The organism is Novosphingobium tardum, assembly GCF_042652045.1.
Lineage (GTDB): Bacteria > Pseudomonadota > Alphaproteobacteria > Sphingomonadales > Sphingomonadaceae > Novosphingobium > Novosphingobium tardum.
In genome coordinates this window covers 1,027,338-1,040,198 of record NZ_JBHSDR010000003.1, presented here as the reverse complement: position 1 = coordinate 1,040,198, position 12,861 = coordinate 1,027,338, and the positions used below count along the sequence as shown (strand labels likewise).

General features: G+C 65.7%; 14 protein-coding genes. 7 read left to right on the top strand and 7 right to left on the bottom strand.

What is annotated here, in order from left to right:
* The first annotated feature begins 192 nt into the window (after window positions 1–192).
* A complete protein-coding gene (locus tag ACFO0A_RS05215; protein WP_379537906.1) occupies window positions 193–1,149 on the top strand; it encodes a hypothetical protein in 957 nt (318 codons plus the stop codon).
* A gap of 79 nt (window positions 1,150–1,228) precedes the next feature.
* Here ACFO0A_RS05215 and ACFO0A_RS05210 read toward each other — a convergent pair whose 3' ends face one another.
* Window positions 1,229–1,471 (bottom strand): ribbon-helix-helix domain-containing protein, encoded by a 243-nt coding sequence (locus ACFO0A_RS05210; protein ID WP_379537905.1) that lies wholly within the window; start codon window positions 1,469–1,471, stop codon window positions 1,229–1,231.
* Window positions 1,472–1,580: 109 nt separating this feature from the next.
* Between ACFO0A_RS05210 and ACFO0A_RS05205 the strand changes: the two genes are divergently transcribed.
* Window positions 1,581–2,360, top strand: coding sequence for a helix-turn-helix domain-containing protein (locus ACFO0A_RS05205; protein ID WP_379537904.1), 780 nt, complete (start codon window positions 1,581–1,583; stop codon window positions 2,358–2,360).
* A gap of 40 nt (window positions 2,361–2,400) precedes the next feature.
* Here ACFO0A_RS05205 and phbB read toward each other — a convergent pair whose 3' ends face one another.
* Together phbB and ACFO0A_RS05195 are read right to left on the bottom strand one after the other, a co-directional pair.
* A complete protein-coding gene (gene phbB, locus ACFO0A_RS05200) occupies window positions 2,401–3,123 on the bottom strand; it encodes an acetoacetyl-CoA reductase (RefSeq protein WP_379537903.1) in 723 nt (240 codons plus the stop codon).
* 143 nt (window positions 3,124–3,266) lie between these two features.
* On the bottom strand, window positions 3,267–4,046 hold the full coding sequence (locus ACFO0A_RS05195; protein WP_379537902.1) for a hypothetical protein: 780 nt from the start codon (window positions 4,044–4,046) through the stop codon (window positions 3,267–3,269).
* A gap of 421 nt (window positions 4,047–4,467) precedes the next feature.
* On the opposite strand from ACFO0A_RS05195, the gene ACFO0A_RS05190 reads away from it, so the two are divergent.
* Genes ACFO0A_RS05190 through holA form a run of 4 tightly spaced genes read left to right on the top strand, consistent with a single transcriptional unit; the run spans window position 4,468 to window position 9,017 of the window.
* Entirely contained in the window at window positions 4,468–4,920 is a 453-nt protein-coding gene (locus ACFO0A_RS05190) for a DUF3576 domain-containing protein (protein WP_379537901.1), read from the top strand.
* 22 nt (window positions 4,921–4,942) lie between these two features.
* Complete coding sequence (leuS, locus tag ACFO0A_RS05185) at window positions 4,943–7,471, top strand: leucine--tRNA ligase (RefSeq protein ID WP_379537900.1); 2,529 nt, start codon at window positions 4,943–4,945, stop codon at window positions 7,469–7,471.
* Window positions 7,468–7,980: an LPS assembly lipoprotein LptE gene (lptE, locus tag ACFO0A_RS05180; RefSeq protein WP_379537899.1), complete on the top strand. Its 513-nt coding sequence runs from the start codon at window positions 7,468–7,470 to the stop codon at window positions 7,978–7,980. Before leuS ends, lptE begins: the two co-directional genes overlap by 4 nt.
* Window positions 7,977–9,017, top strand: a complete 1,041-nt coding sequence (gene holA / locus ACFO0A_RS05175; RefSeq protein WP_379537898.1) for a DNA polymerase III subunit delta — start codon at window positions 7,977–7,979, stop codon at window positions 9,015–9,017. Before lptE ends, holA begins: the two co-directional genes overlap by 4 nt.
* 21 nt (window positions 9,018–9,038) lie before the next feature.
* Here the strand turns inward: holA and ACFO0A_RS05170 are convergent, their stop codons facing one another.
* From ACFO0A_RS05170 to ACFO0A_RS05160, 3 genes are read right to left on the bottom strand one after another with little or no spacing between them, the layout of a single operon-like run.
* On the bottom strand, window positions 9,039–9,611 hold the full coding sequence (locus ACFO0A_RS05170; protein WP_379537897.1) for an LptA/OstA family protein: 573 nt from the start codon (window positions 9,609–9,611) through the stop codon (window positions 9,039–9,041).
* 53 nt (window positions 9,612–9,664) lie between these two features.
* Window positions 9,665–10,309 carry an LPS export ABC transporter periplasmic protein LptC gene (lptC, locus tag ACFO0A_RS05165; protein WP_379537896.1) on the bottom strand — a complete coding sequence of 215 codons (645 nt, stop codon included), beginning with the start codon at window positions 10,307–10,309 and terminating at the stop codon, window positions 9,665–9,667.
* 24 nt (window positions 10,310–10,333) lie between these two features.
* Window positions 10,334–10,951 carry a ribonuclease D gene (locus ACFO0A_RS05160; RefSeq protein ID WP_379537895.1) on the bottom strand — a complete coding sequence of 206 codons (618 nt, stop codon included), beginning with the start codon at window positions 10,949–10,951 and terminating at the stop codon, window positions 10,334–10,336.
* A 108-nt stretch (window positions 10,952–11,059) separates the two neighbouring features.
* On the opposite strand from ACFO0A_RS05160, the gene ung reads away from it, so the two are divergent.
* On the top strand, window positions 11,060–11,746 hold the full coding sequence (gene ung / locus ACFO0A_RS05155; protein ID WP_379537894.1) for a uracil-DNA glycosylase: 687 nt from the start codon (window positions 11,060–11,062) through the stop codon (window positions 11,744–11,746).
* Window positions 11,747–11,752: 6 nt separating this feature from the next.
* On the opposite strand, the gene ACFO0A_RS05150 is transcribed toward ung, so the two are convergent.
* Window positions 11,753–12,697, bottom strand: coding sequence for a GGDEF domain-containing protein (locus ACFO0A_RS05150; protein ID WP_379537893.1), 945 nt, complete (start codon window positions 12,695–12,697; stop codon window positions 11,753–11,755).
* Window positions 12,698–12,861 lie beyond the last annotated feature (164 nt).

Here is a 12,861-nt window from a genome sequence, read left to right as displayed (position 1 = left end):
ACACAAAAAACTCTACCGTAGGGCAGAAGATTTCCGGCTGAATAACGAGTGCGATGCCCTGGTTCCGTCGGAGGGATCGAAGGGTCGTTTCTTAACCCGGTTCCCATCGATTCGTCCCGGCGAGGGGTTCGGTTTGTCGTGAATCCATCGGGTTTCCAGAAACATTCCTGCCGTGCGGAACGTTACTTTCGCATGAACAAGACCATTCCCCCCTATCGCATTGCCGGAGCCGCGATCGCCGCGGTTCTCGTGCTCGGTTCCACCCCCGTGATGGCGCAGGACGCCACCGCGCCAGCCGAAGTGGCCGCCCCGCCCGCAACGCCCGTTATCGTTCTTCCTCCCGTGACGACGACGACAACGACGACAACGGCTGCGCCGGCTGATACCGCCCCCGTCGCCACCACGGCCAAGACAGCCACGCCGGCAAAGACTGCTACAGCGCGCACCGCCACGACCGCGCGCAGTGCGCCTGTTCGTGCAGCGGCGCCGGCCCCTTCGCGTGCGGCCGCCCCCCGTTCAGGCAATGTCGCGCCTGTACCAGTTGCGATAGCACCCGCTGCGGCACCGGCAGAGCCGATGGCTACGGTCGCGCCCGAGTCTCCTGTCGTGCCGTCCGTAAACGCCGAGCCGCCGGTGGTGGCGGAGCCCGCGACCGCCCCCGCCAGCGACAATGGCATGGACTTGACACTTGCTGGCCTGCTCGGCGCGCTGGGCCTTGGCGCCATCGGCCTTTACGGTCTCAGCCGCTCGCGTCGGCGCCGCGCCGATGCCTATGAGGATGACAACTACGTGGCTGCGACTTATCCGACCGAGGCATATGCGCCCGCTACGGTTGAGCCCGTTCAGGCGGCCGCGGCGACGCCAGCGTATGTCGCGCCCACCTATGCAGCGCCTGCGGCTGCAGCGAGTGCAGCGGCCTACCGCCCGACTTCCATGGAAGAAAGCGACGAGCAAGCCACGCTCGAACGGATGGTCGCCGCGGAGCCCGATGCGGCGAACCCGTTCCGCACCCGCAAGGCCCGAATGCGGCGCGCGCGCCTGATCATGGGCGGCGCCCAGTTCGGCGACAACACGGCCGCCAATGCGAGTGCGTACGACTGGCAGCGCCTGTTCCCTGCGGACCAGCGCAAGGAACTGGTCGACGCCTGACCGGACCCACCAAATTAATGTTCGTCGGCGGAGGCGGCTCGAAAGGGTCGCCTCCTGTCGTTTTTAGCTGCTGCTGATCTCAGCCCATCTGCCGCGCCAGCCAAGCCACCAGCCACAACCGTATTGCACTCGCCAGGCCGGGTGGGGTCGGGCTGGCGATCCGCTCAACATCGATCCGCGCCACCAGCGCATTGACCGGCACCCCTTCACGCGCGGCGGCCGTGCGCAGGATTTCCCAGAACAGCGGCTCGAGGCTGATCGAGGTCTTGTGTCCGGCGATCTCGACAGAGTGCTTGCGGGGCGGGTGATATTGCGAAGTCATCGCCGCAGCCTAGTGCGGGAGCCTCGCTTGCAGGTACGATTTATTTGGGGTGGACGCGAATTCGCCACATTCTAGACCGGTAAGACACGATGCGCAGGCGGGCGGGTTGATGAGCGAAGGTTACCTCAAACTCACGGAAAAGGAGAAGCAGACCCTTCGCCTGCTCACGAGCGGCCACGATGCGAAATCGATCGCCCGGCACCTGGACCTTTCGGTCCACACGGTGAACGAGCGGCTGCGCGATGCGCGGCGGAAGTTATCGGTTTCGAGCAGCCGCGAGGCCGCCCGTCAGCTTCGCGCCGCGGAAGGCCATCACCCCCAATTGGCAGGGGACAACGATTTGGGGGAAGCCAATCCCGCCGAACCGATGGGACATCACGGGCTTCCCCAGAACCGTCGCAGCACCTTCCGCCGTGACCTCTGGATCATCGGAGGTATCGTAATGTCACTCACTCTCGCCATTCTCGCCCTGTCGTCGATGACCGGCGCAGCCGATACGGTTTCCGGCACGGCCCAGGGATCGCGCTCGACCGAGACTCCACCCCAAGCCCACGGTCAGGCGGACACGGCGGCGGCGCGATCGGCGATCCAATGGCTCGAAGTCGTCGATGCCGGTAATTGGGCCGAGAGCTGGAACGCCACCGGGCAGGCCTTCAAGACCCTCAACACAAGCGACAAGTGGGCGGCCGTGTCGCGAAACGTGCGTGTCCCGCTCGGTGGAGTGCAATCGCGCGAGCTCGTAGGCGATGAATTCGTGCCGGCGCCGCCCTACGGCTACCGTGTCATCCGTTTCCGGACCAGCTTTGCGAACAGGACCGGCGTCGTCGAGACTGTCTCGCTCAGCCGCGAGGATGAGAGCTGGAAGGTCGTCGGCTACACGATCGACTGAGGCCACGGGAGAGCCCGCCGATCGCGGCAGGCTTGCCTTGTCAGTACATGTGCTGGCCGCCGTTGATCGAAAGAGTCGATCCGGTAACGAAGCCGCCGTCTTCCGAGACGAAGAACGCCACGCCGCGCGCAATCTCGTTGGCGTGGCCCAGCCGGCCGACGGGGATCTTGGCGACGATCTTCTCGAGTACCGGCGGTGGAACGGCGGCCACCATGTCCGTGTCGATATAGCCCGGTGCGATGGCGTTGACGGTCACTCCGAATTTGGCGCCCTCCTGCGCCAGCGCCTTGGTAAAGCCGTGAATGCCCGATTTCGCTGCGGCATAGTTGACCTGTCCATACTGACCTGCCTGGCCGTTGATCGAACCGATGTTGACGATCCGGCCCCAGCCGCGTTCGCGCATGCCGGGAAAGCAGGCCTTGGCCATGTTGAAGCAACCGCCGAGGTTGATCCGCATAACCTCGTTCCAGTCGTCGAAGCTCATCTTGTGGAGCGTCCCGTCGCGCGTGATTCCCGCGTTGTTCACGACCACATCGACCGGGCCGACCTCCTCGGAGATGCGGGCACAGTTGTCGAGCGTCGCCTGGTGATCGCCTACGTCCCAGCGGTAAGCCGGAATGCCCGTCTTGTCGGAAAAGGCCTTCGCCTTGGCATCGTTGCCGGCATAATTCGCGACGACGGTAAAACCGTCGCGCTGCAGCATCAGGCTGATCGCCTCGCCGATCCCGCGGGTGCCGCCCGTCACGATTGCCACATGCGCCATGATCATCCCCTTGCCGTGCCGGTTTGCTAGGATCGCAGGCTAGGTTGGGCAATCGAACACGGCAAGCCGCGATGGCGCGATCGCGCAAAACAAACATGGCGCGGGATCTCCGAGCCATGAAATTGGCTAAAGCTGCATTCAGGTCAGAAGTGGAACTGGGTCCCGACGTAGACGGCCTGGCTGTCCTGCGGAGTATCCGCAAGCTTGACCACGCGGTCACGTTCCGACGAGTAACGCACGCCGGCAGTCACGTTGAGATTGCGCGTCAAGCGGTAACTGCCGCCGACATCGACCGAATAATCGCCCTGCCCTTCGAGCGTACGGGGAAGGCGACCGGGCTTGGCGGTTTCGTCCAGCGCGATGCGCGGAGCGAACCGGGCCTCGGCAGGACGGGCAGTGCGATCGCGCGCCCGGCCCGCATCGAAGCTGGCGAGGTCGGGCATGTCGATCTTGCGCAGGACCGTGGGCGTCGCAAGCTTCTGAGCGAAGCTTTCATACCCGCGCGCCACGCCCAGATTGAAGGCGGTGGGCGCGATACGAACCGGCAGCGTGCCGGGCGCGCTGGTGGCCGCGGCAAGAGTGCTGCGCACGGATACCGCGCGGGCCGCTTCTCCATCAACGCGCACCGCAACGGTCACCGAGCGATCCGGGCGAGTGGTGCTGCCCGCAGGGGTGAAGCGGAAGAGGCGGCCGTGATTCAGCGCGCTGACCGTCATCACCGCAGCCATGCGCGGATCCACCGAAGCGGGAGTGAAAGATCCGATCCCGCCACGCGCCGCGAGGCTCACTGGATGGGAATCGAAGCCGCTGGAAAAAGCGTTCCCGGCTTCGGGGGCGACCAACAGACCGACCAATGCGCCGCCCGCCAGCAGGGTGCCGAGCACCCGCCGCCGTACCGACACCTGAAGATCGCTGACGCGCATTGTTTCCTCTGAAACCCCCTGTAACCTCATGAACCGCGCTACACCTAAACGCATTGCGCGTTAACCGTTCCCGAACGACTCACCGGGACTCGCCGGAATCGCGTCGGTCGACTTATTTCCTTGCGCACAACATACGAATGACAACCAGAAAATACTAGTCCGCAGCGCAATTTCCGCGCGTTGGGGCGAAGGGTGTGGCCCTATCCCCACAGCGACGGCCGGGGTTAAGGCCGCGTTCACCGCCGCAACCCGCTTTTGGCCGCCGGCGAGCCCGGCGACGCGGCTTTCGCGCCGATGTTGCTTGCCGCGTGCAAGGCACCGGTGATAGAGCGCGCGCCGGGCGCCGAGACGGCGTTTTATCCAACTGCGGCGCGGGGTCTACCTACTTCCCGCCGCGAGCCCAAGGACCAGTGTTTCCGTGATGATCCGCAGCCGCCCCTTTCGCCGCCCTGCCCTGACTGTCGCCATACTTGCCGCGACGACGCTCGTTGCGGGTTGTGCCGGCAAGAACGACCGCCCGAAGGCCGACCTGGCCGCGAGCAAGGTCACCACGATCGGCGTGAACAGCTACCTGTGGCGCGCCAGCCTCGAGACGCTTTCGTTCATGCCCCTGCTCCAGACCGACAGCAACGGCGGCGTGATCGTTACCGATTGGTACGCCAACCCGAAAAATCCCGGCGAGCGGGTGAAGGTGACCGTTTCGATCCTCGATCAGGACCTGCGGGCCGACGCGCTGCGCGTCGCCGCCAGCCGCCAGGTCGCGCAGGCCGGCGGCTGGGCCGACGCGCCGGTCCAGGCGGCGACCGTCCAGAAGCTGGAGGATATCATCCTCACCAAGGCGCGCGACCTGCGCCGCAGCGCGGTCAAGGGCTGACCCGAACTATACGAGGAAGGCCATGACCGATGAGCGCTTCGATCCGGCTGTCGCCGACGGCCGCTGGCAGCGTGCGTGGGACGAACGCGGCACATTCACCGTCCCGGCCGGCGCGACCGACGATAACCGCCCGCGTAGCTACGTGCTCGAGATGTTTCCCTACCCTTCCGGGCGGATACACATCGGGCATGTCCGCAATTATACGATGGGTGACGTGCTGGCGCGCTACAAGCGCATGATCGGCCATGCTGTGCTCCACCCGATGGGATGGGACGCATTCGGCATGCCGGCCGAAAACGCGGCGATGGAGCAGGGTGTCCATCCCGGCGGCTGGACCCGCCACAACATCGAGACGATGAAGGCACAGCTCAAGCGCCTGGGCCTGGCGCTCGACTGGAGCCGCGAGCTGGCGACCTGCGATCCCGATTATTATGGACACGAACAGGCACTGTTCCTCGATCTCCATGCCGCCGGACTGGTCTATCGCAAGGAAAGCGCGGTCAACTGGGACCCCGTCGACCAGACCGTCCTTGCCAACGAACAGGTGATCGACGGACGCGGCTGGCGCTCTGGCGCGCTGGTCGAAAAGCGCAAGCTGTCGCAGTGGTTTCTCAAGATCACCGACTTCGCCGAGGAACTGCTCGACGGACTGTCGACGCTTGACCAGTGGCCGGACAAGGTCCGGCTGATGCAGGAAAACTGGATCGGCAAGAGCACGGGCCTCGAGTTCAGCTTCCGCCCCGCGAACTTCGACGAAGAGATCGCGGTCTATTCGACCCGCCCCGACACCATCTTCGGCGCGAGCTTCGTCGCCGTCGCCGCCGATCACCCGGTGGCGCAGGCTGTCGCGGCCAATTCGGCCGAGGCGCAAGCCTTCATCGTCGCATGCAAGGCCGGGGGGACAACCGCGGCCGAGCTCGAAACCGCCGAAAAGCTGGGCTACGATACCGGGCTGAAGGTCGTACATCCGTTCACGGGCAACGAACTGCCGGTCTACATCGCCAACTTCGTGCTGATGGAATACGGCACCGGCGCGGTGATGGGCGTTCCCGGCCACGACCAACGCGATTTCGAATTCGCATCGAAGTACGGCTTGCCAATTCCGCGCGTGGTGGCGAACAGCGCCGCCGCCGCGGGCGAACCGCTGGATGCCGCCGATACCTCCGACGGTGTGATCGTCAATTCGCGGTTTCTCGACGGCATGAGCGTGGCCGCCGCGATCGCGGAAGTCATCGCCCGGGCCGAAGCCGAAGGCTGGGGCCGGGGCAAGACCGTGTGGCGGCTGCGGGACTGGGGCGTCAGCCGCCAGCGCTACTGGGGCACCCCGATCCCGTTCATCCATTGTGGCGCATGCGGGATCGTGCCGGTCCCCAAGGCGCAACTGCCGGTCGTCCTGCCCGAGGATGTCGATTTCAAGACGCCGGGCAACCCGCTGGCGCGCCATCCCACGTGGAAGCACGTGGCCTGCCCCGTTTGCGGCGGCGCGGCGGAGCGCGAGACCGACACGCTCGACACTTTCGTCAACAGCTCATGGTATTTCCTGCGCTTTGCCAGCCAACCAGCCGACAAGCCGTTCGACCGCGACGAGGTCGCGCGCTGGCTGCCGGTGGAACAGTATATCGGTGGGATCGAGCATGCGATCCTGCACCTGCTTTATGCCCGGTTCTGGACCCGCGCCCTCAACCGCATCGGCCTGATCGACGTGAAGGAGCCCTTCGCCTCGCTGTTCACGCAAGGCATGGTGACGCACGAAACCTACTCGCGCGACATCGACGGTCGAGAGGTCTTCTACAGCCCCGGCGAGGTTGCCCGGACCGGCGAGGCGGCAACGCTGAAGGCCGATGGCGCGGCGGTTTCGATCGGCCGCGTCATCAAGATGTCCAAGTCGAAGAAGAACACGGTCGACCCCGACGAGATCGTCGCCAAATACGGCGCCGACGCGGTGCGTTGGTTCATGCTTTCTGACAGCCCGCCCGAGCGCGACCTTCCGTGGTCCGAGGCGGGAATCGAAGGGTGCTGGCGTTTTGTGCAGCGGCTGTGGCGGCTGTTTGGCCAACTAGACCAGAACGGTGACGGCGTGGACAACGCGCTCGACCGCAAGCGCGATCAGGCGGTCGCAGCGGTCGCCGCCGATATCGAGGCGCTGTCCTTCAACAAGGCGGTCGCACGGATATATGAATTGACCTCGGCAATCGAGAAGGCAGCGCCCTCAGCCAGCCGTCTGGCGGCCATTCGTGCGCTTATGCTGCTCGTCGCACCGATGATGCCGCACCTTGCCGAACAGGCGCACGCGGCAACCGGTTCGACAGCGCTGATCGCCGATGCCGCCTGGCCTTCGGTCGACCCCGCCTTGCTGGTCGACGACGAAGTCACCGTCGCAGTCCAGGTCAGAGGCAAGCTGCGCGACACGCTGACCGTTGCGAAGGGTACTGCGCGTGAGGAACTGGAGGCGCTTGCCCTCGCCAGCGACAAAGTGCAGCGTGCACTCGATGGCGCGGAAATCCGGAAAGTGATCGTTGTCCCCGACCGGCTCGTGAACCTGGTCGCGTGAAGGTCCTGCGCGCCCTTCCCGTAGCTGCGGCGGTGGTTCTGTTCGCCGGCGGATGCGCGCTCCAGCCGATGTATGCCGGCGGCGCGGGCGGGAGCGTGGCAAGGTCGCTCGCCGCGGTGGAAGTCTCGCCGATCGAGGGCCAGAGCGGGTGGCTGGTCCGCAATGCGCTGGTCGATCGCCTTGGCGCCGGCTCCGCGCCTGCAAGATACCGGCTCGACGTACGCCTTGACGACAAGCTGGAAGGCCTGGCGCTCCTCGGAAACGACACCATCGCGCGTGAACGTCGCACGCTGCGCGCGCGTTACCAGTTAGTCGACGCGGGCAGCGGCAAGATCGTGATCGACGCTTCGGCGGGATCGGATGCCGGGATCGACATCGTGTCGAGCGAATATGCGACGATCGCGGCCGAGCAGACCGCGCTCGAGAACCTGGCGCAGGTGGTGGCCGACCAGATCGTCACCCGTCTCTCGCTCAAGCTTCGCCAGGCACCAGCCGCGCCGACGCCGTGAAGGCGAAGCACAGCGCCTTTGCCGGGATCGCGCGGCGCGCAGCGGCCGAATGCCGACTGTTCTATTTCTGCGGACCGGACGAAGCCGGCGCACATGACGGGGCCAAGGCCATCGTCGCCTTGCTGCCCGCCGACAGCGAGCGAATCGAATTGTCCGGGACCGACGTAAAGCGCGACCCGGTGCGGCTGGCCGACGAGGCCCGCTCGACCTCGCTGTTCGGGGGCACGCGCTACATCGTCATACGGACGTCCGGCGACGAGGCGTTCGACGCTGTCGAACTCCTGCTCGACAGCCCGGTCGAAAATTGCCCGGTGCTGATCGTGGCCACCGGCGCGACCGACAAGTCCCGCATCGCCAAGCTGATCGCGGACCGCCCTGACGCGCTAGTGGTCATGTTCTACGCGCCGGAGCTGGGCGCGGTTGCCGGCGCGGTGCGGACGATGGCGGGCAGCGCCGGCTTGCGGGTCGACGCCGCTATTGCCGAGCGCATTGCCCGCAACTGCGCGCTGGATACGCGCATGGCCCAGTCCGAGATCGACAAGCTGGCGCTCTACCTCGACGCCTCGCCCAGTTCGCCGCGCACTGCCGACGCCGAGGCGCTCGACGCCATCGGCGCGCAGAGCGAGGACGACGGGTTCATGCCGGTCGTGAACTGTGTGCTTGGCGGAGACCTGCCGCGGCTGTCGGTCGAACTGGCCCGGATGCGCGAACTGGCGCTTAACCCCGTGGGCCTGTTGCTGGCATTCGAGCGGCGTGCCGCCCAGCTCGCTCAACTGGCGGCGAGGCTTGGCCGCCGGAGCGACATCGCCGGGTTCATGGCGGGCGAACGCAAGGCCAATCGCGTGTTCTTCCGCGATGCGGCAGACCTTGCCGACCAGTTGCGCAAGTGGCGCGGCGACAGGCTGGACCGACTGATCGACCGGTTGGTGGAATTGCACCGCAGCCTGCTTTCATCGAGCCAGAATGCGGAAGTCGTACTGGCCCATGGGCTGGGCGAGATCGCGCGCGCGGCAGCGCGCGCCGGTGCGGCACGCTGACGCTTCGCCAGTCTTAAAAGATCAGTTCCGCTTGGGGACCGAGAAGGAGCCTGAGACCCGCCCGCCACCAGTGCTGGAACCCACCGGGCTGCCGACGGCGGACGAACTGCCACCCGCACGGCCATCGACGCTTGATACGCCGCTGTTGAGGTCGATCACCAGCCGTCCGCCGTTGAGCGTGTCTGTTCCCCGGCGCAGAGCGACGTTGCCCACCATGGTGATGATGCGACGATTGAAATCATAGATCGCCACGTTGCCCCTGGCGGTCTCGGTACCGCGAGTAACCTGGACCCCGCCGGTGGCATCGATCCGCTGGATCTTCAGCGAACCGGCATTTGTATAGGCAACGGTTGTGCGCGCGGCGCGCAAGCGCAGCCCGCCCTGGTTGATATCGACGTTGCCTGAGAGGATCACACGCTGCTGGCGGTCCTGGAGCTCGATCCGGTCGGCGGCATAGTTGACGGGGGCATCGCTGTTGAAGCCCGAGATTGCCTGGGCTGAAACCAGCGTGCCAAACCCGGCCATCGCCAGACCTCCGCTAAGAAACCCGGCGGCAAGGGCGCGAAGCGCGGTGCGATAGAGCGAACGGTCCATTAAAGGCCGCTCTAGCGGCTCGCGCCCGCCAGCGGAAGAGGGACGCGAGGCGCTCATGGCATCTTCATCTGGCCGGGGGTCATGTGCAGGCGCGCATGGCCATCAAGGGTTACCGTCCGAGCATCGAGGTCGGCATGGATGCGGTCCGCACTGAACGTGCCCGCCGGAACGCGGCCTTCGACCGGACCCCGGCTGACCATCGTGCGCGCAGGCACGTCGATGTCGACGTTCTCGGCAGTCATTCGATATCCATCGGCAGCGGCGAAGACGACCGGGCCGAACACCTCGATGCGGTTCTCGTCCATAACGAACTTGCCCGAACCTGCGCTCAATGCCGCGGGTCCTTGCGAGAGGAGGAGCCGGGCCACGAGGTCCTGCAATTCGACGACCGGGGTCGCCGCGGAGTGCTGTACCGCCGATCCCGCAGTGATCGAGAACGGACGACCGGAATTGTCCTTGCCCCGGTACATCGCGCTCTCGACCTTGAGCCGGTCGTTCACCACCGCGACCTTGTTCCGGTCGAGAAGGAAGCTGATCTCGCCGCGCGGGCTTAGGGGGGCGAGCACCATGAACGCCGCCAGCACGCCCACCGCGGCCGGCAGGGCCACGGCAAGGGTGCGCACGAGCTTGTCGTGAAAACCGCCGGGAGCTGCGAAATGCTGGCGCTGAGAACGCTGGAGATCGGCCTGGGCGGTCATGGGCGAGCCCTGCGATCCACGCGCTTACTCGTGACTGAAGATGTCGCGGTCGGCCCAGCCGGCGACATCGAGAAGAGCCCGCGTCGGCAGGAAATCGAAGCAGGACTGCGCCCAAGCGGTGCGGCCCTCGCGCTCCAGCCGCGTGACCAGCACTTCGTGCATCGCATGCAGCCAGCGTACGTCCGAGGCGGCATACTCGCGCTGCGCGTCGCTCAGCACCGGAGCGCCCCAATCGCTCGACTGCTGCTGCTTGGACATTTCCTTGCCCAGCAGTTCGCGCACCAGTTCCTTCAGCCCGTGACGGTCAGTGTAAGTGCGGATGAGCTTGCTGGCGATCTTGGTGCAGAAAACCGGGGTTGCCAGCACCTCCAGGTAGTGATGGATCGCCGCCAGGTCGAACCGGGCGAAGTGGAAGAGCTTGAGCCGCGAAGGATCGGCCAGGACTGCACGCAGGTTCGGCGCGGCATAATCGCTCCCGACCGCGAATCGGACCAGATGCTCGTCGCCCTGCCCATCGGCGATTTGCACGACGCACAACCGGTCGCGAGTGGTGACCAGACCCATCGTTTCGGTGTCGACCGCTACGATTCCGGGTGCCAGGACATCTCCAGGCAGGTCTTCTTCATGCAGGTAAACAGCCATTGGCCATGCCCTTAGGCCCATTGCCTGCCAAACAAAAGCCCGGACACGAGGGCCTTCCGCTCGGGCGGGGTTGCCGCCCCGGCGGGCGCGCGGCTATCGCAGGCGCGCATGTCGGCCGACGATCTTCCCGCAAGCTGGCGCCCGGCGCTGGAACCTGAACTGGCGACGCCCCCCATGCGCCGCTTGGGCGGATTTCTTGCGGCAGAGGAGGCGGCGGGAAAGCGCATCTTTCCTCCGCGCGGGCAGCGGCTGGCGGCGTTGCAGCTCACTCCTCTCGAAACCGTGCGCGTGGTGATCCTGGGGCAAGACCCCTATCACGGCGCAGGCCAGGCGCACGGGCTCGCCTTTTCGGTCCCGCGAGGGGTGAGGATTCCTCCCTCGCTCGTCAATATAGACAAGGAACTTGCGACCGACTTGGGCATTGCCCGGGCCGATCATGGCAATCTGGAGGCTTGGGCCCGGCAGGGCGTCCTGCTGCTCAACACCACTCTCACCGTCGAGGAAGCGCGCGCCGGGGCGCATGCCGGCGCGGGATGGGAAGGCTTCACCGATGCGGTTGTGGCAGCGGTGGCTGCCAGCCGCGATCCGGCCGTCTTCATCCTCTGGGGCAGCCACGCCCAAGGCAAGGCCGCGCGCGTCGCCGGCCTTGGCGCGGAAGGGCCGCACCTGGTCATAAGATCGCCGCACCCCAGCCCCCTCTCGGCGCATCGCGGGTTCTTCGGCTCTCGGCCCTTCAGCCGCGCGAACGAGTTCCTGACCGCGCACGGCCGCGGCGCCATAGACTGGCGGCGATAGCACGCATCAGTGCGCGATTCGTGACTCCGGATCGGAACCGGGGATCGAACCCTGCCAGTAGGAACGTTGCCGGCTGGCCGTCTCGACCCGGTTACGTCCGCGCGCCTTGGCAAAGGCAAGGGCCAGCTCGGCCCGCTTGATCGTTGCGTCCAGCGAATGTTCGATCGGCGCGAGTCCTGCGCTCACCGTCAGGCGCAGGCGATCTCCGCCCGCGGGCCCGCATGCCTCGGCCAGCGAGGTGACGATCCGGCGGCAAATCGCCTCGGCCTGGTCCGATGTCGCGTGCGGCAGCAATACGCCGAAGCTTTCGCCGCCGATGCGCGAAATGATGTCCTGTGAGCGGGTTAGCGATTTCACCAGGTCGGCGAACACGACCAGCAGGTCGTCGCCCGCGGCATGACCGAACTTCAGGTTGATGGCCTTGAAATGATCGATGTCGAACATCGCCAGGCACCCCGAAACCGCGCCTTCGACCATATGTTGCAGCATCCATGAAAAGGCGCTGCGATTGGTGAGTCCGGTGAGCGGATCGGTCATGGCGGCGGCGAACAGGCGTTCCTCGAAGCTGCGTCGCTCGGCAATGCTGCGGATGATGCCGACCGCGCCGTAGGGCCGGTCGTCCTCGTCCAGCAAACGCCGCATCCGCAGACCGAACCAGTTGCCCGGAACGGCCTGTCGCGGACTGCGGAATTCCACCCACTTGCTTTCCTGGCGTCCCGCCAGCGTGGCACGCAGGCCGGCCATGACCGCCGGTGCGAACGGCGTGTCGACCAGGTCGAGCAGGTGACAGCCCTCCAGCCTGCCCCCTGCCAGTTCAGGCGGCGCGGCCCCCGCAGGAAGCACGTGACGAATGAACCCATCGCAATCGGTCTTGATGATGATGTCTGTCGTCTGCTCGGCCAGCAGTTCGTAGAGCGCAGAGCTCTCCTGCGGCGTAATCATTACACCCATCGACGTTGTGCCCCCCGGCTACCCCGACGCCGTTCCCGAAGAAACGTCGCCACTGATGCCAGTTAACCGAGGGACAAATTTGTTAGCTTTTGACTAACATTCGGCGACCCGATTAACCAACTTAAGCCGTTACTCGCGTTCTGCCTTCTTAAAATGTTAGTATT